This is a genomic window from Pantoea sp. B566 (assembly GCF_024793925.1).
In the GTDB taxonomy this organism is placed as follows: Bacteria; Pseudomonadota; Gammaproteobacteria; order Enterobacterales; family Enterobacteriaceae; genus Pantoea; species Pantoea ananatis.
In genome coordinates this window covers 1-26325 of record NZ_JANUQL010000002.1, presented here as the reverse complement: position 1 = coordinate 26325, position 26325 = coordinate 1, and the positions used below count along the sequence as shown (strand labels likewise).

General features: G+C 52.5%; 25 protein-coding genes. 12 read left to right on the top strand and 13 right to left on the bottom strand.

Annotated elements, in window-relative coordinates:
• Positions 1–43: 43 nt before the first annotated feature.
• The 7 genes from arnF to arnB are packed head-to-tail and all read right to left on the bottom strand — an operon-like array spanning position 44 to position 7397.
• Entirely contained in the window at positions 44–421 is a 378-nt protein-coding gene (gene arnF / locus NYE92_RS00155) for a 4-amino-4-deoxy-L-arabinose-phosphoundecaprenol flippase subunit ArnF (RefSeq protein ID WP_013027841.1), read from the bottom strand.
• Positions 418–741 (bottom strand): 4-amino-4-deoxy-L-arabinose-phosphoundecaprenol flippase subunit ArnE, encoded by a 324-nt coding sequence (arnE, locus tag NYE92_RS00150; protein WP_014333104.1) that lies wholly within the window; start codon positions 739–741, stop codon positions 418–420. The genes arnF and arnE overlap by 4 nt, the downstream gene beginning before the upstream one ends.
• Positions 741–2402, bottom strand: a complete 1662-nt coding sequence (arnT, locus tag NYE92_RS00145; protein ID WP_014333103.1) for a lipid IV(A) 4-amino-4-deoxy-L-arabinosyltransferase — start codon at positions 2400–2402, stop codon at positions 741–743. The genes arnE and arnT overlap by 1 nt, the downstream gene beginning before the upstream one ends.
• Positions 2403–2407: 5 nt before the next feature.
• Positions 2408–3301, bottom strand: coding sequence for a 4-deoxy-4-formamido-L-arabinose-phosphoundecaprenol deformylase (gene arnD, locus NYE92_RS00140; RefSeq protein ID WP_259018283.1), 894 nt, complete (start codon positions 3299–3301; stop codon positions 2408–2410).
• Entirely contained in the window at positions 3298–5280 is a 1983-nt protein-coding gene (gene arnA / locus NYE92_RS00135; protein WP_014604617.1) for a bifunctional UDP-4-amino-4-deoxy-L-arabinose formyltransferase/UDP-glucuronic acid oxidase ArnA, read from the bottom strand. The genes arnD and arnA overlap by 4 nt, the downstream gene beginning before the upstream one ends.
• Complete coding sequence (gene arnC / locus NYE92_RS00130) at positions 5280–6260, bottom strand: undecaprenyl-phosphate 4-deoxy-4-formamido-L-arabinose transferase (RefSeq protein ID WP_013027836.1); 981 nt, start codon at positions 6258–6260, stop codon at positions 5280–5282. Before arnC ends, arnA begins: the two co-directional genes overlap by 1 nt.
• Positions 6261–7397, bottom strand: a complete 1137-nt coding sequence (gene arnB / locus NYE92_RS00125; RefSeq protein ID WP_014333101.1) for a UDP-4-amino-4-deoxy-L-arabinose aminotransferase — start codon at positions 7395–7397, stop codon at positions 6261–6263.
• Positions 7398–7933: 536 nt separating this feature from the next.
• On the opposite strand from arnB, the gene NYE92_RS00120 reads away from it, so the two are divergent.
• On the top strand, positions 7934–8320 hold the full coding sequence (locus NYE92_RS00120) for a VOC family protein (protein ID WP_158150445.1): 387 nt from the start codon (positions 7934–7936) through the stop codon (positions 8318–8320).
• 35 nt (positions 8321–8355) lie between these two features.
• Here the strand turns inward: NYE92_RS00120 and NYE92_RS00115 are convergent, their stop codons facing one another.
• A complete protein-coding gene (locus tag NYE92_RS00115; protein ID WP_013027833.1) occupies positions 8356–8667 on the bottom strand; it encodes a hypothetical protein in 312 nt (103 codons plus the stop codon).
• 176 nt (positions 8668–8843) lie between these two features.
• Here NYE92_RS00115 and NYE92_RS00110 point away from each other — a divergent pair, with 176 nt between their 5' ends.
• Entirely contained in the window at positions 8844–9128 is a 285-nt protein-coding gene (locus NYE92_RS00110; protein WP_041457878.1) for a hypothetical protein, read from the top strand.
• An 88-nt stretch (positions 9129–9216) separates the two neighbouring features.
• On the opposite strand, the gene NYE92_RS00105 is transcribed toward NYE92_RS00110, so the two are convergent.
• The gene (locus tag NYE92_RS00105) at positions 9217–10023 is read right to left on the bottom strand and encodes a MipA/OmpV family protein (RefSeq protein WP_409035015.1); all 807 of its coding nucleotides are present in this window, start codon (positions 10021–10023) and stop codon (positions 9217–9219) included.
• Between the two features lie 105 nt (positions 10024–10128).
• Here NYE92_RS00105 and NYE92_RS00100 point away from each other — a divergent pair, with 105 nt between their 5' ends.
• From NYE92_RS00100 to NYE92_RS00085, 4 genes are all read left to right on the top strand, one after another.
• Positions 10129–10821, top strand: a complete 693-nt coding sequence (locus NYE92_RS00100) for a response regulator (protein ID WP_014604612.1) — start codon at positions 10129–10131, stop codon at positions 10819–10821.
• Positions 10818–12005, top strand: coding sequence for a cell wall metabolism sensor histidine kinase WalK (locus NYE92_RS00095; protein ID WP_029569546.1), 1188 nt, complete (start codon positions 10818–10820; stop codon positions 12003–12005). Before NYE92_RS00100 ends, NYE92_RS00095 begins: the two co-directional genes overlap by 4 nt.
• Positions 12006–12138: 133 nt before the next feature.
• Entirely contained in the window at positions 12139–13269 is a 1131-nt protein-coding gene (locus tag NYE92_RS00090) for an efflux RND transporter periplasmic adaptor subunit (protein ID WP_014604610.1), read from the top strand.
• Positions 13266–16343 carry an efflux RND transporter permease subunit gene (locus NYE92_RS00085; RefSeq protein WP_259018267.1) on the top strand — a complete coding sequence of 1026 codons (3078 nt, stop codon included), beginning with the start codon at positions 13266–13268 and terminating at the stop codon, positions 16341–16343. Before NYE92_RS00090 ends, NYE92_RS00085 begins: the two co-directional genes overlap by 4 nt.
• Positions 16344–16509: 166 nt before the next feature.
• On the opposite strand, the gene NYE92_RS00080 is transcribed toward NYE92_RS00085, so the two are convergent.
• Entirely contained in the window at positions 16510–18168 is a 1659-nt protein-coding gene (locus NYE92_RS00080) for a methyl-accepting chemotaxis protein (protein WP_014333091.1), read from the bottom strand.
• A 332-nt stretch (positions 18169–18500) separates the two neighbouring features.
• Here NYE92_RS00080 and NYE92_RS00075 point away from each other — a divergent pair, with 332 nt between their 5' ends.
• Entirely contained in the window at positions 18501–18848 is a 348-nt protein-coding gene (locus NYE92_RS00075; protein ID WP_014333089.1) for a gamma-glutamylcyclotransferase family protein, read from the top strand.
• Positions 18849–18868: 20 nt separating this feature from the next.
• On the opposite strand, the gene NYE92_RS00070 is transcribed toward NYE92_RS00075, so the two are convergent.
• On the bottom strand, positions 18869–19774 hold the full coding sequence (locus NYE92_RS00070; protein WP_064374353.1) for a DMT family transporter: 906 nt from the start codon (positions 19772–19774) through the stop codon (positions 18869–18871).
• 169 nt (positions 19775–19943) lie between these two features.
• Here NYE92_RS00070 and NYE92_RS00065 point away from each other — a divergent pair, with 169 nt between their 5' ends.
• The 4 genes from NYE92_RS00065 (at position 19944) to NYE92_RS00050 (ending at position 22949) form a co-directional block, all read left to right on the top strand.
• The gene (locus NYE92_RS00065) at positions 19944–20828 is read left to right on the top strand and encodes a helix-turn-helix domain-containing protein (protein ID WP_210523870.1); all 885 of its coding nucleotides are present in this window, start codon (positions 19944–19946) and stop codon (positions 20826–20828) included.
• Positions 20829–20994: 166 nt separating this feature from the next.
• Positions 20995–21294: a hypothetical protein gene (locus tag NYE92_RS00060; RefSeq protein WP_176017171.1), complete on the top strand. Its 300-nt coding sequence runs from the start codon at positions 20995–20997 to the stop codon at positions 21292–21294.
• Between the two features lie 334 nt (positions 21295–21628).
• Positions 21629–21715: a magnesium transporter protection protein MgtU gene (gene mgtU, locus NYE92_RS23245; protein WP_353938854.1), complete on the top strand. Its 87-nt coding sequence runs from the start codon at positions 21629–21631 to the stop codon at positions 21713–21715.
• A gap of 199 nt (positions 21716–21914) precedes the next feature.
• Positions 21915–22949, top strand: a complete 1035-nt coding sequence (locus tag NYE92_RS00050) for an alpha/beta hydrolase (RefSeq protein ID WP_259018261.1) — start codon at positions 21915–21917, stop codon at positions 22947–22949.
• A 41-nt stretch (positions 22950–22990) separates the two neighbouring features.
• Here NYE92_RS00050 and NYE92_RS00045 read toward each other — a convergent pair whose 3' ends face one another.
• Entirely contained in the window at positions 22991–24451 is a 1461-nt protein-coding gene (locus tag NYE92_RS00045) for a mannitol dehydrogenase family protein (protein WP_259018260.1), read from the bottom strand.
• A gap of 742 nt (positions 24452–25193) precedes the next feature.
• Here NYE92_RS00045 and NYE92_RS00040 point away from each other — a divergent pair.
• Positions 25194–25388, top strand: coding sequence for a hypothetical protein (locus NYE92_RS00040; protein ID WP_013027819.1), 195 nt, complete (start codon positions 25194–25196; stop codon positions 25386–25388).
• 418 nt (positions 25389–25806) lie between these two features.
• On the opposite strand, the gene NYE92_RS00035 is transcribed toward NYE92_RS00040, so the two are convergent.
• A partial coding sequence (locus NYE92_RS00035; protein WP_309600918.1) for an aromatic amino acid transport family protein occupies positions 25807–26325 on the bottom strand: 519 nt, incomplete at its 5' end.

The following is a 26325-nucleotide window of genomic DNA, read 5'->3' as shown; positions in this document are numbered from 1 at the left end:
CAGACGTTAACTGCCTGACATGGCTCAGAGCGAAACCGTGCTTTCAGCTCGTTTTTCCTGGCTTGACGCACAGACAAAGTAAACCCACCAGGATCAGAAATACCCCCGCCATCGCGCCCGCATGGAACGGCTCTGCAAACAGCGGAAGGCTGATCGCCAGCAACCACACCAGCACGTAGCTGATGCTCAGTAGCGGATAAGCCCGGCTCAGCGGCAGGTGGCGCAATGCTAAAAACCAACTCACCATCGAGCAGGCATACGCCGTTAAACCGCCACACAGCACCAGCAGCGGTAGCCAGTAAAGCGCGTATTGCGTTATTAACATCGGCAGCGCGGGCAACTGGTGCATTGCCCAGCGCAGCATCAGCTGGGCAAGCGTCACCAGTAAGACGCTGCACAGTGCCAGCAGGTAGCCTCTCATGCGTAACTCCCTATGATGGCCACGCCCACCACAATCAGTACGGTGCCCATCCACTGCCAGCGGGTCATTCTTTCCTGCCAGACAAAGCGCGCGGCCAGCGCGACCAGGATGAAATTAATACTCAGCATTGGATAAGCCAGGCTGACGGGCAACCGCTGCAGCACCAACAGCCAGACGACCATCCCCAGCGCCAGCAGCGCCAGGCTGGCAACCAGCCAGCCTGTAAGTCGTGCCCGGTTGGTCTGACGCGCCGCCTGCTTTTGGCAGAGCTGACCGGCACAGGTAAGCAGACTGGTCAGCAGGACCAACAACAAACTCATCACTCATCAGCCTGGTTATAGTGCAGCAAAAGCATCCGACCGTTACGGTAAACAGCATCCGCAGGCGGTAAGTCTGTTGGCGTCGCTTCTCCACGATCCAGCATTAAAATCAATGAGACATTGCCCGCTTTACGATGTGCCTTAAGCCACTGCGGGAAATCTTCGCTGCTGACATAGGAGGAATGCGCATCAGGGAAGCTGAGGCCATATTGCAGTTCGCCTTTTTGACTGTATGCAATGATATCGCTACGCTGCAACGTCCAGGCAATCGCAGAAGAGACGCCTGAATTATCGCTTAATATGTAGCGGCTATTGGCAAGGCTGCTTTCAATGCTGCGAATAAACACCTGAGGTTGCTTCGTGTTTTCAACGCCTTCAGGAATGGCCGAACCCACACAGAGTGCCAGAGCCAGCGGGCTTAGTGCCGCTGCCAGCCAACGACTTTGTGGCGATTTCAGGCTGAAAAGCCCCGCAATTGCCCAGCCAGCAAAGGACAACACGGCCATAGACAGCGCCAGCAACTGATGCGGTCCATAGAGCGGTCGATGACTCAAACCCCAGGGCGCAAATACGGCTAATAACGCAATAATACAGGCCGTACCGAATACGATATTTATCCACGCATTGATGGTAAAGACTCGCGTGTTCTGGCGGGCTTTTTGCCAGGCATAGCTGGCCATCAGCAAGGCCAACGGCGCAAAGCAGGGCAGGATATACGTTGGCAGTTTGCCCTTTGCGATACTGAAAAACAGCAGCGGAATGACCACCCAGCTCAGGAGATAAAGCGCACCGGGAGACTGTTTGCGTTCGCGCCAGCCCGACCGCAATGCGCCAGGCAGCAGCGCCAGCCAGGGAAGCGCACCGGCGATCAGGACGGGCACGTAATACCAGAAAGGCGCTTTGTGTTGGGCATTCTCTTCTGCAAAACGCTGAATATGCTCGACCCAGAAAAAGTAATGCCAGAAGTCAGGTTGCTGCTGCTGAATCGCGATCGCCCAGGGCGCACTGATTAATGCCGCGCTGACGATGGCAAGCGGGCCAAAAATAACCAGTTCGCGGAAACGCTGGTGCCAGATGGCCCAGGGCAGGATCGCTATCACCGGTACGGCAAGAGCCAGAAAACCTTTGGTCATAAAGCCCATACCGCAGGCCAGCCCTAACAGCAGATAACGCACGACCCTTTGCGGGTTAGTTTGTGCCTCACTGGCATACCAGTAGCTGCACATAGCGGCCACCATCCACAATGTCAGCATCGGGTCCAGCACCGCGTAACTTCCGACGCCGTAAACCAGCAGCGAGGTTAAAAAGATCACGCTGGCCGTTAGCGCCACGCTGCGCTGCGCAAAAATACGGCAGCCCAGCCAGAAAATCAGCACTGCGCTCATCAACGTTGAGAAGACCGAACCAATCCTGACCGCAAAGTTATTGTGGCCAAAAATGGCCTGACCTACGGTGTTGAACCAGTACCCGGCTATCGGTTTTTCAAAATAACGCAGACCGAAGAAATGCGGCGTAATCCAGTTACCGTTTTGCAGCATTTCCCGGCTGATTTCGGCATAACGTGTTTCGTCAGGTTGCCAGAGATTACGGAACTCCAGAGGGACTAAATAATAGAGGATAAAAAGTGAAACCAGTAATAGGGTCTTTTTGGTGGCAGTCATGGTGCTTACCTTGTTAAATTCTCACAACCCAACCAGCCTTCCCGGCCAGCGATATGACCACGAACCACTTTACCCACCGGTAAGGTTTCGAGGTCTGCAGGTAAGAGTTCGCTCAGCGGGCAAAACTGTATTCCCTGCTCACGGGCGCGCTGCAACAACGTATCACACGCACTAAGCTGGCTGATACCTTCCACTTCGGCATGGATGGTATAAACCGGCGTGCCCTGGTCAGCCTGAATTTTTTCCAGAATGTAGTCGTTGAAACGTTCGGCGCTGAGCGTGGGTCCGACGACCTCGTCCCATGTCGGTAAGGTGACAGGGATCTGAACCGTACCCAGCTCGCCATTTCTTAACTGTGGGCGAAACGGCCTGGTACCACGGCAGTCGCTGTTGTACTGAAAGCCAAACGTTTCTTTTGCCTGGATTACGCGACCATCAGCGCGCCATCCGGCCACCGCTGAGCAGGTCACCGGTTGTCCTGTTATGGCTTCCAGCGCATCGCGCCCTAACGCTATCTGTTGAATGAGCTGCGGCGCTTTCCAGACGCCCGCCCAGGTTTGCCAGGCAAAATGATCCCAGGCATGCAGACCGACCTCATGGCGATCGGCGGTTGAGCGAATGATATCGCTCATCCCTGCCCCGATCCGCTTTCCTGGCCAGGCCGTTCCGGCTAACAGAATGTCCCAGCCATAAAGGGATGCTGCGCGTGAGCGCAGCATTTTCCACAGAAAGCGTGGTTTCATCAGACGCCATAAATGGCGTCCCATGTTGTCGGGTCCGACACTAAAGAAAAACGACGCCTGGAGATCATGTTTATTGAACAGATCCAGAAGCGCGGGGACGCCAAGTTTTGTCCCGCGCCAGGTATCTACATCAACACGCAGACCAACCTTTCTCATTCCTTGTCGTCCTGAAGCTCAACGGTACGCAGGAAGAAGTCGAGCGTATTATCAATCGTGGTGTTCATTTCCACGGTAGGCGTCCAGCCGAGCAGACGTTTAGCATTACGGATTGATGGCTTACGGTGTTCAACATCCTGATAGCCCTTGCCGTAGTAGCTGCTGCTCTCCACTTCGCGGAAGCCGGCAAACGGTGGGAAGCTGGCACGCAGCGGATGACGTTCAAAGCTTTCCAGCAGACGCTCAGCCAGCTCTTTGATGCTGGCTTCGTTATCCGGGTTACCGATGTTGATGATTTGTCCGTCGCAATTATTGTTTTTGTTTTCAATAATTTTAAACAGCGCTTCGACACCGTCGCTGATATCGGTAAAACAACGCTTCTGGCGACCACCATCAAACAGCTTGATGGGCGATCCTTCCACCAGGTTTAAGATCAGCTGAGTGATCGCACGTGAACTCCCAATTCGCGCCGCGTTCAGGTTGTCTAAGCGCGGGCCCATCCAGTTGAAAGGACGGAACAGGGTAAAGCGCAGCCCTTCTTTTTCCCCGTAAGCCCAGATAACGCGATCCAGCAGTTGCTTGGAAACGGAATAAATCCAGCGCTGTTTGTTAATCGGACCCACGACCAGATTTGAGTGATCCTCATCGAAATTCGCATCGGTACACATGCCGTACACTTCAGACGTCGAGGGGAAAATAATGCGTTTGCCGTATTTAACGCAGTCGCGGACAATTTTGAGGTTTTCTTCAAAATCCAGTTCGAAAACGCGCAGCGGATTACGGGTATATTCAATCGGTGTTGCGATGGCCACCAGGGGCAGTATCACATCACATTTTTTGATGTGATACTCAATCCACTCAGAGTGAATACTGATGTCGCCTTCAACAAACTGGAAGCGTGGATGTCCGACAAACCGGCTAATCGCATCAGAACCGATATCCAGACCAAAGACTTCGAAATTGTCATCCTGCAGCAAACGTTCGGTCAGATGGTTACCGATAAACCCGTTCACACCCAGAATTAAGACACGGGTACGGCGTTTTACGGCTGCAACGGCCTGTGAATAAAGCAGTGCGCCATTCACCATGCCCAGATGCTGAGCCAGCTGAACACCGTTCATGTACACGCTGTTTGCGGTCTGGCCGGTCTGAATCTCCAGGGCGCCTTCTCCACAGGCCACGACAAATGGCTCTGCAGACAGCACGGTGCCGGGCCTGACGTTATGCGGGGTGGAGAGTACTTTTGCTTTCCAGACCACGAATTTGGTGGTGCCGGCAAAGGCAAACGCGCCCGGCCACGGATCGGTCACCGCACGCACCAGATTATTAATTTGGCTGGCAGGCAGCGCCCAGTTAATCCGGCCATCTTCTGGCGTACGACGGCCCACGACCGTGGCGTCCGCTTCATTTTGCGGGGTGCCAACGATGTTGCCCTGTTTCATGGCAGGTAAAGCACTTTCAAGAAGCGCGCTGGCGCAGTCAACCAGCTTGCGGTGCAGCGTCAGTGCGTTATCTTCATCGGCGATGGCGACACGCTGCTGAGCAATGATCTCGCCCGCGTCCGCTTTTTTAACCATGCGGTGTAAAGTGACACCGGTTTCGGTTTCTCCGTTGACCAGCGCCCAGTTTAATGGTGCGCGTCCGCGATATTTTGGCAGCAGTGAGCCGTGAAGGTTAAAGGCACCCTGCTTCGCACTGTTCAGAATCTGATCGCACAGCAGGTTACGGTAATAGAAAGAGAAAATCACATCGGGTTCAGCCGATTTGATGCGATCGATCCACAGAGGATGGTTAACCTCTTCCGGGGCATAAACCGGGATAGAATTTTCAGCCGCGATTCGCGCCACTGAGCCAAAAAAGTGATTTTCTGACGCCGTGTCGGCATGGGTATAGATCGCGCTGATGGTAAAGCCCGCTTTTAACAGCGCATTGATGCCCGCACAACCCATGTCGTGATAAGCGAAGACGATAGTTTTCATTACTCGGTTTCCTGTACAGAACGGTCTTTCTGAGGATTGATAACACGTTGAATAAAATAGCGAGGTCTGGCACGAACATCGTTGTAAATACGGCCGATATACTCGCCAAGCAGCCCCATACCAATAAACTGCGCGCCGATGAAAATAAACAGCACGGCAAATAACACGAAGACGCCATCACCGGCCCAGGCTGCTCCGAAACACAGTCGCAGAAGAATTAACACCACGGAGAAGGCAAAACCAGTCAGCGCAATAAGGCTGCCGAGCACGCTCAGCATACGTAACGGGGTCGTGGTCAGGCAGGTCACCAGGTCATACATCAGGTTGATTAAGCGCATGAAGCTGTATTTTGAACTGCCGTGCTCACGTTCAGCATGAGTGACGGGCAATTCGATCGTGCGTCGTGCAAAGGTATTCGCCAGAATAGGAATAAACGTGCTGCGCTCGTGGCAGTTCAGCATGGCATCAATGATGTGGCGACGGTAAGCCCGCAGCATGCAACCATAATCACCCATCGATTTTCCGGTCACGCGCTGAATCATCTGGTTGATGGTGCGTGATGCCTGACGGCGGAACCAGCTGTCCTGGCGATTCTGGCGAACGGTGCCCACAACGTCATAGCCTTCCTGGGCGGCAGCCACCAGACGCGGGATCTCTTCAGGTGGATTTTGCAAGTCTGCATCCAGCGTGATAATCAAATCTCCGCTGACGTGACTGAAGCCCGCCATGATCGCGGAGTGCTGGCCATAATTACGGTTAAGTAGCACAGCCACAATATGGCTGTCCGGCAGCGAGGCGGCGTCAGCAATCATTACGGCTGATGCATCCTGGCTCCCGTCGTCAACCAACAGGATCTCATAGTCCAGATTAAGACTTTTACAGGCATCATTCGTGCGCTGAATTAATGCCGGTAAACTTTCCTGCTCGTTATAGACCGGGATCACTACCGATACTTTTTCAATCTCTTTATCGTCGAACATTTAAACCCCAGTCAGTTCACGTAGTGCGCTGATAACGCGTTCAACGTCATCATCTGTCATGTCGGGAAACAGCGGAATCGAACAAATGCGCTCGCTGTTCCACTCAGTCGCGGGCAACGATAATTGCGGATAGTGCTCGCGGTAATATTTGTGTGTGTGGGCCGCGCGGAAATGGAGGCCGGTTCCGATATCCTGCTCTTTAAGCTTCTGCATCAGCGCATCGCGAGAGAAACCACATGCCTGCTCATCCACACGGATGATGAAGAGATGCCACGCATGCTGGTGCGACCAGGCGGGCGGAACCAGCGGCTTGAAGGGCGTATCTTTCAGCGCCTCCAGATAGCGTTGCGCAATGGCCGCGCGGCGCTGGTTGATTTCAGGCAACTTTTCAAGCTGGACCAGCGCAATGGCCGCGCTGATATCAGGCAGGTTGTATTTAAAGCCGGGCATGATGACTTCCGCCTGCGGCTGACGGCCATGGGTTTGTCTGTCAAAGGCATCGACGCCAAGGCCATGAAATTTGAGGCTACGGATCCGATCGGCAAGGGCAGCATCGTCGGTCACGACCAGACCACCCTCGGCGCAGGTCATATTTTTGATAGCGTGGAATGAAAAAATAGCATTGCCATGCCCGCCAACATGCTTGCCCTTGTAATACGTGCCGGCCGCATGTGCCGCATCTTCGATGACCGGAATGCCATGGCGTTTGCCAATAGCATAAATGGCATCGATATCGGCGGGTGCGCCAGCGTAGTGGACAGGGATGATCGCTTTGGTATTTGGGGTGATTGCCGCTTCAATGGCTTCAGGCGTGACCATCAGGTTATCGACGTCAATATCGATCATGACCGGTGTGGCGCCCAGTAAAGTGATGATGTTGAGTGTGGAAACCCAGGTCAGTGAAGGGGTAATAACCTCATCCCCTGCCTTAATGCCCAGCGCCATCAACATGACGTGCATACCGGCGGTGGCGGAAGTCACGGCGATAGCGTGTTGATTTCCGGTCAGCTGGCAAAATGCACGCTCAAGTTCTGCACATTTTGGCCCGGTAGTAATCCATCCCGATGCAAACACATCACGTACTGCAGACAGTTCAGTTTCACCCAGAGATGGGCGGGAAAACGGAAGAAACGCCATCAAGTAATATCCTTAAACTGTTTTGCCGTTTTTCTACAAACTGAGATGAATTTTGAAATGCAAAAGTGAGAAAAATGCAATTGAACGTTCATCAAACGTCGTCAAAATCGGCAAAAAACAGGCAAAATCACAAAAATCTGGCAAGAGAAATAAAACATTAGAAAAATATTTATTTCACACCGGTCTCAAATCATACGCCCGGAACCTTAACCAAACATTAAACACCTTGAGAAATTAACAAATTGACATGATATTTCTCACTTTTACCAGACTAATCACATTAAATAAACAGATATGTTTGACAGTTGCGTGAAGGTACTAAAAAGACAGTTTGGCGTTCAAAAAAGTCTGAAGACAAAATTGACAGAATCGCTACGATCGGGGAAAGTCACAGAGGCGAATCGCGTTATTTATTAGTCGTCTGGCCCGCTTTATTCGACAGAAAATCTCACTTAACCACAATTTTATTGAAATTCAGGGTGTTACCCGTAACCATGCGTCCCAATGAAACCTCAGCCACTCAATACTGGAACCCGATGGTGCCTGAACTTGCCGTGACGGATTTTGCGGCATCCTGGGCTTTTTACGTGGAGGCGATCGGTTTTAAGGTGAGAATCAGGCGCGAGAATCCTGACTTTGCCTATCTCTGTTATGGTCAAGCACAGCTAATGATTGAACAGGTGCACGATGGCGGTTGGCTCACCGCTGAAATGGCCTATCCTCTGGGACGAGGAATAAACTTACAGATTGACGTTCCGGACATCGAGACGCTCTACAGTCGTCTGCTCAGATTGAGTACGTCCCTCTTTCGGCCGCTACGCGAAAATTGTTACGACACGGGGGAACGCGTCGAATGTCAAAAAGAGTTCCTGGTTCAGGACCCCGACGGCTATCTTCTCCGCTTTTGTCAGCCTGTCGGCTGATTTCATCAACCGACGGGCGCACCGATATTGAGCATTTACAGCGGCACGATTTCGCTCACCTGATGCTGGAAAACATAGGGGTCAGAGACTAAGGCAAAGGCCTTATCATCCGGCCAGGTCACGGCGACGTGGTAATTTTCACCCGCAAACTTTTTCACTGCAGTTAAATCCTCCCAGTACGTCGCCAGAAAAAAATGCTGCCACTCTCCCTGCGCTTCCTGATGCACGAAAGCGGCTTTATTCCCTGGCGTCGCCAGGGCGTGCTCAACCCCCGTCTTTTGTAGATGGCGGGCAAACCCTTCGGCATGTTCTCGCGGAACGCATCCGTGCCATGTCCTGACAATCATTTTTTCTCCTTAAGACCAGTCTGCATTAGAGGGTAATACCTTGATTTTACACATCACTCTTGAAAAATACGGAAAAATTTTGCCTCGCACTGGCACAAATCCTAATTTGTTCTACATTTACTGGCCCGACCAGGGATAACGACATTAATCACAGCAATAACTTAACGGTAACAAACATGGAATTGAGCAAATTTGAGGTCAGAACTGGCCTGTGGCCACACATGCATTTCACCGACATCGAATACGATCAGCGCGGCAGCAGCTACGAAATTTATGCCACTGATGTGACGCATCAGACCAAGAGTAAGCTGTTTATTTGCCGGACGGTTGATGAACAACAGGCGAGACTGCTGGCTGAGCAGTTCAGGATCTGGCTGCCTAAGATCAACAGCAAAAAGCGCAAAGCAGCCGCAAAGAAATCGCCAACAGGCTATAACCGGATTGCATGCCATAAAGGTTAAGCGCTGACAGACCTGTTTTGGGGGTTGGCTTAACCCTCACAGGAACTCAGCGCCCGCAGCCGTCAGACAATCCTGTTGGTCTGGCCTGTCAGAATGAGTAGGTGATTGCCGCCGTCACGGAGGCCCCCCCGCGGCGGAAGACAATTGGACTGTCCGCCGCGTTTTTATCCAGCCAGCTGTAATCGCCGATTAAACTGGTTCCCCATCCTGAAGCAAACTGATGGCTCCATGTCACACTGGCATCCGTCCCATAGAAGCCGCCATGGGCGGTGTAATCGGCGTACCCGCTTCGGACATGCTGCTCCCTGCTTACCCCGTAAAACGTGTTGATATAGCGCGCATCCCCAAACAGTCCTGCTATCTGCAATGCTACAGTGTCACTTTTCGTCTGCCATGGAATGAGGGTGACCGATGTCTGATACTGAGCACCCTGGCTGTCGCTTAGCGGAAGCGTCGCTTTTCCTTCCACGATAAACCAGGGCGTTACCGACCAACCGAGAGCCAGGGCGGTATTGACAACCGGATCGATATTCCCCATGCCTTTCAGGCTGTCGTCCCCTGCTCGCCACGACGAATCACGGTCTGAGCGACCCAGACTCAATCCCAGTGTATGCTCCAGGTAAAGGCCGTTTTCAGTCTGTAAGTCGTAACCTATCCCTTTCTGAGAATCAAAAAATATCGGCCCCTCGCGCCACTGAATAACCGGAACGGCTTGCCAGTGATGCTGTTTCGCCCCGCTGTAACGTGGTGCATCGTTTGCCGCCAAACCCACTGTCAGGCTGTTTTCCGGCGCAGAACTGTCATCTGCCCTGGCATTCAGAACACTTAGCGTCAGCATTAAACTGACCATGTGAAGCGCATGTTTTCCGGTTATTATCACTTTGCTTGATCTCATCAGTTGGTGTCATGAAGGCGACATTGTCGCGACCAGGCTGGAGTATAAAAACAGCGTGTCAACAAAAGCCCAGGAAACGATGGAGAAACGGTCAAGGTGGCCCAAATGAAAACAAAACGCGTATTGATTATTGAAGATGACGCCGATGCCGCCAGCGTACTGGAAGCCTATCTGAAACGTGATGGCTACGACGTGATGGTCGCCAGTAACGGCATGACGGGGCTGGAACAGGTCGGGCGTTGGCAACCTGACCTGATATTGCTGGACGTCATGCTGCCGGTGATGAATGGCACCGAAGTGCTGGCCGCGATCAGACGCAGCGGTGACACGCCCGTTATTATGGTAACCGCGATGGGAGACGCGCCAGACAGAATCGGCGCGTTGCGCTATGGCGCAGATGACTATGTCGTTAAACCCTACCATCCCGGCGAGGTGGTCGCGCGTGTTCAGGCCGTACTGCGCCGCGCGCGGCAAGCGAAAGTGGCGGATGATAAGCTCTGCTGGGCAGGGCTGGAGGTCGATCCTGACTCCCTGACCGCGGTGGTTAACAATGCACAAGGCACTCACCGACTCGATCTGACGCCAACGGAATTTTCCATTCTGGTGACCTTAATGCGCGCACCCACTCGCCCGTTCAGCCGTCTGTTTTTGCTCGAGAACTGTCTGCCAGAGAGTGATGCGCTTGAACGCGTCGTTGATACGCACGTCTACAATCTCCGCCGCAAGCTTGAGGCCGCAGGGATGACAGAGATTTTACCCGCAGTGCGCAGCGTGGGTTACAGGTTCAGACAACCATGAAGCCAGACAGCAACGATTCAATGTGGCGCTGGATCTGTATCCGCATACTGATTCTCGGCTTAGGCGGCGTGATTCTTATCGCCTTTTGCATGTGGCTGAGATTTGCCCTGCAAATACTCTGGGTTTACTACCGTATGCCCGCCGCACTCTGGGCAGAGTTTTCCCAACTGCGCCTGCATCCGGAGCAGGATCCGGCTCGCTTTCATCAGATCGTCGATCAATGGTGGGGCGTTGGCTTTTCCGACCCTTCTATTGCGTCTTCGGACTGGATTACCGTAGCCGTGCTGGTCGCTTTCATTATTCCCTTTTTTGTGGTGATGGGATTGCGCTTTGCCTTGCCGCTGGCAAAACAATTCAGCCAGTTGGCGCACGCGGCGCGTGATGTCGCACGGGGAAAATTCAGCACCTCGGTCGGTCAGGTAAAAGGCGCGCCGCAGGAGTTAGTTCGGTTCACCGATGACTTTAACCTGATGACTCAGCAGCTGGCGCGCTATGAGCGTGAGCTTAAAGCCTCACATGTTGCGATTGCCCATGAACTCCGCTCGCCCTTAACCGCGGCCATGGGGCGACTACAGGGCATTGTGGACGGCGTGTTTGAACCCGAACCTCGGCAGTTTTCCATGATTATGAAGCAACTGACGCAACTGAGCCGGCTGACAGACGAGCTCCATCTGCTGTCGCTAGCCGATGCCGGTCAGCTGAGCCTGAATCTGTCCCGGTTTAATCTTGCTGACCTGGTGCGGGAAAGGGCTTCCTGGCTGGCGCTACAGGCGGAGGCTGAGCAGGTGGAAATAGATGTTCAGTCACCAACATCGTTGCCTTATACGGGCGATGCTTTCCGCTTCGGTCAGGTGATCACGATTTTAATGGAGAATGCATTGCGCTATGCGGCCGAAGGCAAGCGAATTTCCATTGATGCGCACGCCTCAGACTCCGCCATCACCCTGCAGTTTCGTGATTATGGTCCGGGTGTCGATCCTCAGTTCTTAAGCGTTATCTTTGACCGTTTCACCCGGGCAGACTCCTCCCGGGCCCGTCATTCTGGCGGGAGCGGTTTGGGATTGTCTATTGCGAAAGCCATCGTTGAGGCTCACGGCGGTGCTATCCGTGCCAGCCTGCCGCCTGAAGGAGGATTACACATCATGATTACGCTGCCCATAATAGAAAGCCTGCCAGCAGAGTAGGACCGGCAAAAGTGAAGCCTGCGCGCCCTGCGCCAGGCATTTTTGCTGACCTTGACCATTTCTTGATGATTCATAAAAGGATTCTGGACATAAGCCACGTTAAATGAGGCTGTCTCATTTAAGGAATCCGGCTATGACAGATTTTATTCCTTGTTTTGCTCGCCAGGCGCTGCGCCACCTCACCCTCTTCAACGCTGCTGTACCGCCACTGTTCGTGGTGGGCATCTTGATACTTGCAGGGTGTAGAGATGAAAAGCCTGCCCAGCGGGACACGCTACGTCCCGTCCGTACCCTGACGGTACCGCCCTTTTCCAGTGGCGGTCTTATGACGCAAACGGGTGAGATCCGGGCGCACGAAGAAATAGCATTAGCGTTCAGACTGGAGGGTCGGGTAACCGCCCGAACGACCGATATGGGTCAGCACGTTACCGCAGGTCAGGTGCTTGCGACATTAGAGAGTAACGCTGCCCAAAATCAGCTCAGCAGCGCGACGGCCGATCTCAACAGTGCACGGGCATCGGAGCGCGTTGCCGCTCTCACGCTTCACCGTATGAAGCTGCTCATGCCGGGCGGTGCCATCTCCCGCGCGCAGTTAGATAGCGCGCAAGGTGACTGGCAGGTCGCCGTTTCCCGCCGTCAAAGCAGTGAGGCTGCGCTTAAAAATGCGCGCGATAATATGGCCTGGACACAGCTCACCGCACCGCGTGACGGCGTGATCACCTCGATAAACGTTCAGCCCGGGCAGGTGGTGAGTGCGGCGCAGACGGTCATGACGCTGGCAGCCGACGGCAAGCGCGATGCCGTGTTTGACCTCGCCGAACCTACACTCACAGAAAAGGCGACAACCACGCCGATCCGGATCGCGCTGTTATCCAATCCTGCGCTGAAGGCGGACGGGCAGTTTCGTGATATCAGCCCGCAGGCCGATTCACAAACCCGCACCTGGCGGCTTCGCGTGACGCTGACCAATCCGCCAGCCGATATGGCACTGGGTTCAACGGTACTGGGCACTTTTCCCGGAAAAGTGGACCAGGTCATTGCGCTGCCAGCCAGTGCACTCACGCGAGCCGGGGAGCGGCCTGCCGTCTTCGTCGTTAACAGCAAAACCCAGCAGATTCAGGTCAGGCCCATCCAACTGACGCGGTTTGATGCACAGCAGATCTATCTCAGCGCTGGCGTGCAGCCGGGCGAGCGCGTGGTCACCGCAGGCGTAAAAACATTGCTGCCAGGCGAGCGCGTCAGGCTTGAGGAGAACGACAAATGAAACCGGACAGCACTCTGCACGGCGTTAACCTGTCCGCCTGGGCGCTAGCGCACCAGCAGCTGGTGATCTTCTTTATGCTGTTAGTGATGACGACGGGTGTTCTCAGCTACATCGATCTGCCGCGTAATGAAGATCCCGCCTTTACGATTAAAACGGCGGTGGTGTCGGCACAGTGGCCTGGCGCCACGGTCGAAGACACCATGCAGTTGGTCACCGATACGTTGGAAAAAAAGCTTCAGGAAACGCCTTCGCTGGATTTTATTGAAAGTGAAACGCGGGCTGGCAAGACGGTGATATTTGTTAATCTGCGCGATGATACGCCCCCGGCACAGGTTCCAACCATCTGGTACCAGATCCGGAAAAAAATGCAGGATATCGCCCCAAGCCTGCCGCAAGGCGTTCAGGGCCCAGGCGTCAATGATGAGTTTGGTTATACGTTTGGCACCATTTATGGTTTTACCGCCGATGGCTTCAGCCCACGTGAACTGCGCGATAAGGTCGATAATATTCGTCGTGACCTGATGGATGTGCCTGACACGGGCAAAATTACCCTGTTGGGTGAACAGGAGGAGCAGATTGTTATCGCCTTCTCACCCAGGAAGCTGGATGGTATGGGCCTTACGCTTCAGCAAGTCAGCGATGCATTAACGGCGCAGAATGCCGTGGCGCCCGCGGGGGAAATACGCACCGATAAAGAGAATATTGCGCTTCGTGTCAGCGGTGCGCTGACGACGGTGGCAAACCTGGAGGCGGTTACACTGCGCATTGGTCAGCGCTTTATCCCGCTGTCGGATATTGCGACGATCTCGCTTCAGCCCTCACAGCCACCCTCTTCCACCTTTCGTGTCAATGGTGAGCCCGCCATTGGGCTGGCGGTTTCCATGGCCCCTTCTGGCAACATGCTCAGATTTGGCCAGGCACTCAATCAGCGGATGGCAATTATCGCCAGCCAGTTACCGCATGGAATCAATATGATAAAAGTCGCCGATCAATCCACCGTCGTCAAAACGGCGGTTAGCGGATTTGTTCAGGTGCTGGCGGAAGCCGTCATCATTGTCCTGGCGATATCCTTTTTTTCACTGGGTTTTCGGGCGGGGCTGGTGGTCGCGGCGGCGATCCCGTTGGTGCTGGCCATGACGTTTGTCGGAATGACGTTTGCAGGGATAGGTTTGCAACGTATTTCACTGGGCGCCTTAATTATTGCACTCGGGCTGCTGGTTGATGATGCGATGATCACGGTGGAAACCATGGTGTCACGCATTGAAGCAGGCGACAGCAAATGGCAGGCGGCAACATTTGCGTTTAAAACCACGGCCTTCCCTATGCTGACGGGCACGCTGGTGATGATAGCCGGTTTTATCCCAGTGGGCTTTGCCGCCTCCAGCGCGGGCGAATATTGTTACTCGCTTTTTGCGGTTGTCTTGATTTCTCTGCTCTGCTCCTGGGTGGTGGCTATTCTGTTTTCACCCGTGACAGGCACCTGGCTGCTGACCGATAGCGCCCACGCAACGCACAAACAGCCGGGGCTGATGGGCCGATTTTATCGCCGCCTGCTCGATCAAACGCTTAGGTATCGCTGGACGACGGTCACTCTCGCCCTCCTGCTGCTGGGCATGGGGATCTTCGGCACAACGCTGATGCAGGGGGAATTTTTCCCCGCTTCAGACCGCCCTGAGCTGTTAGTGAACCTGACATTGCCCGCGAATGCCTCTCAAACCGAAACCACCCGGCGAACCGGACAACTGGAAAACCTGATACGCAGCGATAACGACATCGATCATTTCTCCAGTTATGTCGGCTCTGGCGCGGTACGTTTCTATTTGCCGATGGAGGTCTTGCTGGACAATGAAAATACTGCCCAGCTGGTGGTGGTTGCGAAGAGCCTTGACGCTCGTGACAGAGTACGCAACAAGCTGGATCACATCCTGGCACGTGACTTTAGTGATATCACCTCGCGCGTTTCGCCCCTTGAACTGGGGCCACCGATTGGCTGGCCGCTAAAGTACCGCGTTACAGGCCCCGACTACAGGCAGGTTCGTGAAATTGCGGAAAAACTGGCCTTACAGCTGTCACGATCGCCAAATACGCGTGAGGTGAATATGACAGCAGGTGAACCCGAGCGGGTTATCAGACTTGATGTCAATCAGACGGCAGCGCGTGCGGTTGGTGTCTCTTCTGAAAGCATTGCCTCCATGCTGAATACTGTGACGTCAGGCAGTACGGTAACCACGATCCGTGATCGTAACCGACTGATTGATGTGGTGCTCAGGGGAAACGATGAGGAACGGCAAAATACCGATATCCTCAACGGTCTGATGCTGGATACCGCCTCTGGACAGAAAATCCCACTGGGTCAGGTTGCGACATTGAAATGGCAGCTTGAGGATCCGGTTATCTGGCGACGTCAGCGCCAGCCTTACATTACGGTGCAAACCGATATTGCCCCTACGGCGCGTGCTGAAAACGTTTCAGATCAGCTGAAGCCCGAACTGGATACATTCCGCGCGTCCTTGCCTGCCGGCTATCATATTGAAGAAGGCGGTACCGTCGCCGAATCGGATAAAGGTAACCGATCGGTGTTTGCGGTGTTGCCGGTCACGCTGAGTGTGATGCTTATCCTGTTGATGCTGCAGTTGAAACGCTTCTCAAGAATGTTGCTGGCGCTGCTGATGGCCCCTTTCGGCTTACCCGGCATCGTTATCGCCATGTTGCCGAGTGGAACGCCAATGGGATTTGTTGCGCTGTTAGGGATTATCGCGCTGGCAGGCATGATCATCCGTAACGCGGTGATCATGATCAGTGAGGTGGACAGTAATACTCAGGCAGGCATGATGCACAACGAGGCGATTTATCACGCGGCTATTCATCGCGCCCGACCAATATTACTGACGGCTTGTGCGGCGATATTCGGCATGTTGCCCATCTCCCGGCAGGTGTTCTGGGGGCCAATGGCGTACGCCATTATCGGCGGTCTGGTCACCGGAACGCTGGTCACGTTAACGCTGTTACCGGCCTCGCTCAGCCTGGTCATGCAAAGAGAAGGACGCCGTCAGAATCAGGTGCAAGATCAGTGAGTGATAACCGGCAGTAACAGGGGGCCTGATCAGGCCTGCCTGTTACCCAGGACAACAAGCGACACGTAGCAGAAAAGACGTGCATCGGGCAATAAAAAAGCGCTGTCGTACACAGCGCTTTTTGTCGCCAGCAGGCACCGGCGGGCTTAGATCCCTAAAGAAGGCATCAGAAACTTTCCCAGTTAACCTTATCGACGTTGACTGCTTTCAAATCCGGCCTTTTCAGTGCGGGTACTGACGGGCTCACCGGCACACTGGCTGGTGAAGCAACCTGGGTGACACTGTCATTAACCTTAAAGGTTGAAACCAGTCTCGACAGCGTTTCTGCCTGCTCCTGCAGAGATTTAGACGCCGAAGACGCTTCTTCAACCAGTGAGGCGTTTTGCTGCGTCACTTCATCCATTTGCCCGATGGCCAGATGAACCTGCTCAATGCCTTTACTCTGCTCGGCCGTAGCGGCCGCAATTTCATTGACTAAATCAGCGACCTGTTGAATAGCATTGCTGACGTTGTCTGAATTGCTGCCCACGCTTGTTGCCTGCTCAAGGCCCTGCTCAACTTGTGAAACTGACACGTTGATAAGATCTTTAATCTCCCGGGCTGCGGACGAAGAGCGCTGTGCCAGATTACGGACCTCAGAGGCGACGACCGCGAACCCCCTGCCGTGTTCACCGGCACGTGCCGCTTCTACCGCGGCATTAAGCGCCAGGATATTGGTCTGGAAAGCAATCCCCTCAATAAGCCCGGTGATTTCAGAAATTTTGGCAGAACTGCCGCGAATGTCGCCCATCGTCGTCAACATTTGACTGACTGCGGAGCCGTTTTGTTTGGACAGCGTATTGGCATTATTTGCCAGATTGCTGGCCTGGACCGCACCTTCCGCATTCTGACGCACGGTATCGCTCAGCGTCGCCATACTGACTGACGTTTCTTCCAGTGAAGCCGCCTGTTGTTCCGTACGCGATGACAGGTCTTCATTGCCCGCTGCGATTTGCGTCGCGCCCGTACTGACAGATTGCGCTGAATGGTTCACAGACATCAGAGTGGTGGATACACGTTTCAACAAATCATTAAACGCTGATGCGGTCTGGCCTATTTCATCGTTTCTGAGGACAGGCGCTGAACAGGTTAAATCAAGGTTATTACTGACGGTCGACATCGTATCTTTAATGCTGGTCAGGCTTCTTTTAATTCCCAGAATAATACTGACAGAGAACAGGCCGAGTAACACAATAACCAGCACGGATGCACTTGTCATCATCCAAAACGTCTGTGAATAAATACGGTTATTCTCTGCTCTTAATCCATCACCAATTTTAATATTCAAATCGATTTGTTTGGTGAAGTCAGACTCCATTTTGCGGGCAGCGGCGCCAATGCCGTTTTCGCCCTGAAGCTGTTCTAGCGACAGGGCATTATCGTGACTGCGCGAAGCTGCAAGAAATGCCGGAAGCGTGCTACGAACCGCGTCAAGGTTACGTTGCGCCTGTACCGTCATCGCTTTATCTTCATCACTGGAAATATCATTCGCCATATAGTAGTCATTCAGCGATTTAATATTATCAAGAATGCCATTGATTTTATCTTCAGCTGCGGACTGTTTCGCGCTGTCGGCCATCGACTGATGACGATACAATGCCAGCCCGAGCTGGTTAGTTGCACTGATTGACTTGTTCAGATCTTTAATGCTGGGTATCGCATTCACCTGAACATATTCAAAGCGCGACTGGAAACCGGATATCACGGATAATGAAACAGCAACGAGCGCACAAAGTGATAACGCCAGCAATGAAAATGCCAGCACCAAACGCTGGGTAATAGTCATAAAAGCCCCTGAGTGTGAAATTGAAAAAAGGTTATCGCAATGCATTCTTATCGGCACAGTACAAACCAGCTTTACCTGTTAATCAGAGATATATTTAATTTCTAAAACTTGATAAATAGAAAATAAAGACTAAGTCACTCAACCGCTGACGGGAATAAAAAATAATGACTTGCCTCAGCCTTTAGCGATTAAACCCTGTTCTATTTGCGCGTTGCCTTGCATAAGGTTGTTGTTTATCAGCCTGATATACAGACTCGTGACCTGATCGCCCCTGCCTGATGACAACGACATTCCAGACAGGTAAGGTGGCATTTTTTGTGACAGAGACGAATATGGAAAGGTTGTTTGTTTATGGCACCCTGTGTCCGGGCCGCAGTAACGCCTCTCTTCTGGAGAACATCGGTGGCGCCTGGCAGGCCGGAGTTGTCCGGGGCGTTTTTTTTACTGAAGGGCGCGGCGCGGCTGCAGGCTTCCCCGGTATTGTTGTGGACGATCGCGGGCCACAAGTGCAGGGCTTTCTTTTTTCCTCGGACAATCTGTACCTACACTGGCCGATGCTGGATGAATTTGAGGAGGGTTATGACCGGATCAGCGTTAAGGTGGCCCTGGAAAACGGTGACAGTGTCACCGCATGGATATATCAACTTCAGCCGCAGAGCATTCCGCAAGCCAGTGAATAACGCCTTATCTGATCACTGCTTTATAGCGTGCCCGGCATGGGTTTCGGTTTTGGCCAGCGCAAGGGACGTCCGAACATCACCAGGTTACCGCCCAGGATCATCAGCAATCCCACCACGCTGTGGCTTTGCCAGTGATAGCCTTCATAAACCGTCGATAAGGTGAGGGCAACCAACGGAAACATCAGTGTTGTGTATGCGGCTTTAGCGGCGCCCGTACGTCTGACCAGGGTGAAATACGCCCAAAACGCAATGACCGAACCGAATATGGACAAATAAAGCAAGGCACTGAGGTAGCTCAGTGTCCAGAGCGGTGAGAAACTCACGCCACGAAGCAGAGCGATAATGCCCATGACCATTGCGCCGTATAACATAGCCCAGGCGTTAGTGGTCATGGTTTCCAGCTGTCTGCGCTGATGCCGCAGGCTGATCATGTTGCCCAGAGAAAAGCCAAACGTGCCCAACGCCGACAGGCCGATGCCTCGCCACAGTCCACCGCTTGCGCCGCTGATGTGCAGATCGTCCCAAAACAACAGGATCATGCCCGTTAATCCCAGCGTGACCGCAAACCAGAAACGCGGCTGGGGGCGCTGCCCAAAAAACAGATAACTGTTTACTGCGTTATACAGCACCGCCATGGAAAAAATCACGGACTCTAAACCGGTATTGATATAACCGGCGGCGGTGTAAAAGCACCAAAAATTAAAGCAAAATACACAGCAGCCCTGCAAAGCGCAAAACAGATGATCGCGCGGCGCTAATCTGCGCAGGCGCCCCATTATCTGCAGGAGCGTCAGCAATAAAATACTGGCTATGGCGAAGCGCCAGAAAACGGACACCGTGACATCAACGGGCCCTTGTTGCAAAAAGATGGCAATCCAGGTTGTACCCCAGATAACCACGACCACAGCATAGAGTAATGCGTTCATGCTTTTTCCTTTAAACGAAGCAGAACACAGTGTCCCAACTGATGAGGACGCACGCTTCTATGAACCTGCGTCTGATTTGCAAAATCTTGCGCATTTTAACGATACAGATCTGGCTACCTGCCGGCTCTCGCCCTAGACTGAGCCTCTGATGAACGGGCGGAAAAGAGTTATGTCTCGCGTTTACGACACGTTTGAAATACTGCGTCAAAATAAAGCTGTGTTGCGCGAATCGGTCATGCTTAACTCCGGCATCCGGCTGGCAGCGTGGCACAACAAGCAAGACAGGATTACCGTAAACAGTAACCATCACACGCTAAGCCTGTATGTTGCCGATGGCTATGAGAGTTACCACAAAACCGCTTCCGGCTGGCGAAACGGCGGTGGACCAGATAAATTCTGCCTGATGCCGCAGCAGAGCGAATCCACATGGGACGTACGTAATAACCTCTCTTTTGTGCATCTCTATTGCACAGATGAGCATTTACGCGATGTGGGCGAGAAAATATGGGATCGCAGCCCGCTGTCGATTGCACTGGATGAGAAAATATTTTGCAGTGATGCCAGTATCACCACGTTGTATCGCCAGTTCTTACTCAGCTGTGACTGGCAGCAGCCCGCGAATCACCTCATGTTGAGCACTGCCAGCACCCTGTTATTAACTCATCTGATCCAGCACTATTCCAGCGTTCAGTGGCGGCCTCCGGCGGTAACGGGTGGACTGGCCCCCTTTGTATTACGCAATACGCTGGCTTTTATTGATGCGCACCTGGAATTGCCCCTCACGCTTGATGCACTGGCCACTCAGGCAAACCTGAGTGAGTACCATTTTGCCAGGATGTTTCGCCAGTCGCTCGGTATTGCGCCGCATCAGTACGTTATGCAGCGCCGCATGGAAAAAGCACAGCAGATGGTGCAGTCAACCTCGCTGCCGTTGACGCAAATCGCACTGGATACTGGCTTTAGTTCGCTAAGTCATTTCAGCCACCGCTTCAAACAGGTGACAGGCTTGACCCCTTCGCAACTGCGAATGGCGAATGGCGTGAAAGCGCCCTGAATCAGAGGCACTGGTAAGGGCTGATAACCGTGGCCGGAAATCAGCAACGATAATTTCATGTCTGAGTAACTTAAACCTATCCTCACTCACCCACAGGTATTGGCTTTACTCACGTTGCATCCTGATTATACTAGGCACGCATTCATTCAGGCTTCATGGTATCGGCGTGATTGAAGGTTCGGATGGCTGTTTCGCAAAGCCGACCATGATTACCCGCATGACAATCGCCATTCTGGTCAGCCAGCAGTTAACGAATGAGGACTGTGGTCATGTTACTGTTCAAAAACGCGCTATTCCCTCCTCCCGCAAAGCGAGTGCAATCGCTGTAAGCCTTATTGACGCGATGTCTTGCTGTCGCCGCAGTTATTCCTACACGATCAGCGTAACAGCAGGCTGGATCATCCCTTTTTTGTCGCCATGCATGCGGATAGCCGCACAGGAACATGACGCCAAAATCAGCCGATAAAGAGGCTTACTGCCTATCGTGAAACCGTCAGACTTATCACCTGATGCAACAATGATATCGAGCGGCGTAATAAAGAGGTGCCTCTGCCGCCGAAACATCAGCGCACTCGGGCCGGGATAACAGCGCGGCTTCCTGACAGGCAGAAGCCGGACGCTGTCTCACCGGGTGACGTTAATGTTCACATCAACGGATGCGATTAACCGTCATCATAATGACAAGGAAGCACATCATGAAGTTTTCATCTGAAAGCGCAATTTCGTTCATTTTTCTTTTAACCGGCCTGATCCTGACAGGATTGGGTATCTGGCAAATACTGACGCCGTGAGGTGACGCTATGCGTAAATTCACGCTTGATCGGATTTTTATTCAGGTGGTTGCTATCGCAGTCGTTTTTATCCTGCTTACCATCGTCATTCGCTAATCTCATCGGGCCAGACCGCCACAAGGTTTGGCTCGCGCCTCATCACTCCGCAATCTTTCCCCCAAAATCCGGCTTTCATAATCTCGCTCAACTTCTCTTTGCCGTTTATGCATTACCGTCTGATTGCTGAAAATGACAGCCTTAATGCAGGTTTTTTTGTTCAATTGAGAGCATTTCTCTCAACGTCTGGGGAAAAATTATGAATCTATGCCACAATTTTTTAATTGGTGGGTTAGCAGTAATGATGACAATGGGGAGCGCGATGGCGACAGAGCATAACGATCTGACGGGTTATCGTGAGGGTGCAAAGGTTATTCAGGTCAAACCAACACGCAATCAGATAGATGCCATAAGTGGCATCGTTTATTCACAAATCACGACGGCACGAGAGACCAGGCCGCTCCATATGTCGCTGTTAGTGCCCCGCACCGACGCGCCTAAACCCGCCATCATTTATTTTCCCGGTGGCGGTTTTACCAGTGCCAATCACGATAAGTACATCCAGATGCGTATGGCGCTGGCAGAGGCTGGCTTTGTTGTGGCCGCTGCGGAATATCGCGTTGTACCGAATACCTTCCCGGCTCCGGTAAATGATGGTAAAGCGGCAGTGCGCTATTTGCGACAACATGCCGAGACATACGGCATTGATCCCGCGCGCATTGGTGTACTCGGCGATTCGGCTGGGGGATGGCTTGTGCAAATGCTCGGCACCACACAGGGGGAAACGGCGTTTGATCGCGGTGATTTCACCGATAAATCCTCTGATGTACAGGCAGTGGCAACGCTATATGGCATATCCGACCTCCTTAACATTGGCGAAGGTTATGCCGATGAAATTCAAAAAGTTCATCAGTCACCTGCGGTAACCGAGGCATTGCTGGTGCACGGTCCAGCCTTTCGTGAGTTTGCTGGCGCAAGCATCATGGACGATACGGCAAAAGCACGGCATGCCAGCCCTATGGGACATTTACGTAACAGCAAGCCGCCTTTCCTGATTATGCACGGTGATAAAGATTCTCTTGTATCGCCCCATCAAAGTGCGCAGCTGTTTGATGCCCTCAGGAAAGCCGGTGAGAAAGTGGACTACGTTGTGGTGAAAGGGGCAGAGCATGCCGACCTCACCTGGTACCAGCCGGAGGTTATCCAGGAAGTCGTAAGCTGGTTTACGCGCGAACTCAAACCAGATACGGGCGTCGTTGCCGACCAGTCTGGCCGTCCAAACGATAACCTGTAATCGCCAGGCAAGCCACTGCCCGTGGCTTGCCTCACTGAAGATTAATGCGCAACGGCAGCGGCTACCGCGCCTTTCGCCCCTTTATCAAGCAGAAGCTGATAGGCACGGGTTACCTGCTCCACAAAGTACGCATTATTTGCCAGCGCCTCACCAAAAATGGCATCGATACCTAATAATGCTTTCACCCTCGCCTCGCCATCAGCACTGGATCCCACAGCAGCGTTCAAAGTGGGTAATAACGGGTCGATCACTTCAATCGGATTTCCCTGCTCGTCTACGCCTGAGACATAGCGCATCCAACCGGCAATGCCCAGGGCGAGCAGGTCAAAATCACTTTCGTTTCTGAGATGCCAACGAACCGAGTCCAGCCAGCGCTGAGGAAGTTTCTGGCTGCCATCCATGGCTATCTGCCAGGCACGGTGCTTTAACGCAAGGTTTTCAAAGCGCGCGATCAGCAGGTCAGCATAACGCGTCAGATCCACGCCCTTAACTTGCAATGTCGGTGCCTGCTCCTGCAGCATCAACGTTCGTGCTGCCCGTCTGAAATCGGGATCCTCCATGCAGTCACAAATATGTTCATAGCCCGCCAGATAACCAAGATAGGCCAGAAATGAGTGGCTGCCGTTTAACATGCGCAACTTCATTTCTTCGTACGGGACAACATCGTTAACGAGTTCTGCGCCGGCCTTTTCCCACTCAGGACGTCCGGCTACGAAGTTATCCTCTATCACCCATTGCCTGAAGGGTTCACAGGCCACCGCCAGAGCATCCTGCACTCCTGTCACCTGTGCAATTTTATTCAGGCTTTCCTGGGTAACGGCGGGTACGATACGATCCACCATGGTAGAGGGAAAGGTGACGTGCTGTTCGATCCAGCTTGCCAGTTCGCGATCGCATTGCCGCGCATAGGCGCAAACGACCCCGGCAATCACCCTGCCATTTTCGGGAATGTTATCGCAGGACATGACGCTGAAGGCGGCTAACCCCGCCGCTCTGCGGCGGGCCAGCGCTTCAACGATGATGCCTGGGGCGGAATGGGGCTGATGGGGCTGTGCTAAGTCAGCTACGATGAGGGGATGGTCACGCATCAGTTCGCCTGTCGCGGGCGCGTGGCAGTAGCCCTTTTCGGTAATCGTTAACGACACAATGGCAACCTGCGGCTGGCATAGCGCCTCCAGCACGGCTTCAGTGCCATCAACCTGCGCATGAAGCGCCTGCCTGACGACGCCAACCACCCTGCCTGACCACGCACTGGCGGACATTTCTGCCACGGTATAGAGAAAATCCTGACGCTTGAGATCGGCAATCTGTTGCTCACCGCCGATAAGATTGACTTCAATATAACCCCAGTTGCTGCTGTGTTCAGCAGCAAGAACGTCTGCATAGACAGCCTGATGGGCACGGTGAAACGCACCAAATCCGAGATGAACGATTTTCAGAACCAGATTATGGCGATCCCACTGTGGAACGGTGGCGTTAGCACTGAGTAATTTATTTGGCATTGTAATCTCACTGTTAATTAAAGTTATTATTTGGTTATTTCCGGCATGATTCGCTGTGTCCTTGCGTGACATAACAGCATTGATGAAAAAAAGGGGTAATTAAAATTAAATGACCGCCGCGACAAAATGATCAATTAGTGGATTGCAGATTGTGCGTTGAACAATTTTTTCGTCAAAACCAAGATTATCGCTATGAAAATATGCAAGTCCACTACCATACCAGAAGCAACACCTGAATTGTGACATGTGCTGGGATGAGATAGCGAAATAAATAACACGCATTTAAGGAATACACCTCACAAGCCTGTTTCCATGAGGTTAAATTGGTGGTTTTTATGTTATTAATATTTTAAGACATAAGTAATCAGAGACAGCATCTTCCCTGGCGAAAAATGCTTAGATCCGGAAAAAGGCGTAATGCCTGACAGGGCGTCATGTAAAATAAATTCAGATTTAATCAACACGTGTGATGCAGGAAAATGAACCCTTCATAACTAGCTCCATTATGACAACACTGTTTCATCGTCGGTCCGATCAAGTTTGAGTTAGTTATTTCTTACGCGATTCGCGATGGCTTTCATTGTGACAATTTAATGACATAGATGTACATCAAGTATTTATAATTTAATGCTTACCATGAGGGAAACAGAGCATCAGGTAGCACTGATTCCTCATTTTTCCGGCGGATTACCACGCATAATTCCAGCTGTGTTCATGACATCCATGAACCAAGGAGGAAATTATGTGGAAATTGAACTCTGTGATTGATATGCAAGGAACAAATCCTTACCTCATTCTTGTCAATAACCTTGGTGATACCCGACTGTTACCCTGTAAGAATATTAATCCTGCCTTCTTGAGAACCCTGAATTTTTCTGATCTTGAAACCAGTCTGTTAACTGAACGAGTAAAAATCAATAATAAATCAGCAAAATAAATACCACTGTCCCGATCTCTCCTGGCCCTCTGACTGGTTTTAATGAGGGCCGCTCTTGTTAAAACCCCAATTCACATTGCTCAGACCTCATCTCAGGATGTTGCCATGAAGAGATGCAGGTTTGCCTTCAGGTAAGATTCCGCGCAACGCGACTGCAGCAGCAGGGTATTACCCTTTAGCCTGCTGCCTGTCATCACACCTTGAATAACAGGTCGTTATACGCTTTGTCGATCGGGGCTCACTGAGCCCTGACACTGAGCTTCAGCCAGCTTGTCCGTGGGAGCATCGCGGCTGAAGCCTGAGAAGTGTTGAAGACGTGAGTCGCTCAGCCCCCGGCAAGGGACACTGGTCTAATCAGGCAGCATGAGAGCACAGGATGGTGATGGTGATAAGGTGCACACATCGCGCTCGCTTCACTTTAGCTAAACGAAGGCAGCAGCCGGAATACATCAAGTACCACCGTCAGGTAAACGAATCCCCCCACCACGATAACCAGATTAAGGATCATGTTATTACAGGGTGCGGTATAGACTGCAGTGGGAAAACGCTTGCGGGCCGCTTTCACAAGAAAAGGCGGCAGAATAACGCTCCAGATCGTAAAGGCCAGACCGGCATAGCCAATTGCATAGACAAAGCCACCGGGCAGGATGAAACAAACGACAGCGGGTGGCAAATACGTTACCAGGGCCGTCTTAAACCGGCCAGAACGGTCGTCTGAAAAATGAAACAGATCGGCAATATAATCGAAAAGCCCCAGCGTCGCGGCTAGCAATGAACTGGCTACCGCAAAATTACCAAAGAAAGTGAGGATCAGATCCATAGACGTGCTGGTAAATAAGCCCCCTATTGCCTCGACAAATACATCAATATTCCCCCCTTTGGCGATAATGGGCGAAAAATCGGCGCGGCTGATATTGCCCATGGTGACGACCAACCA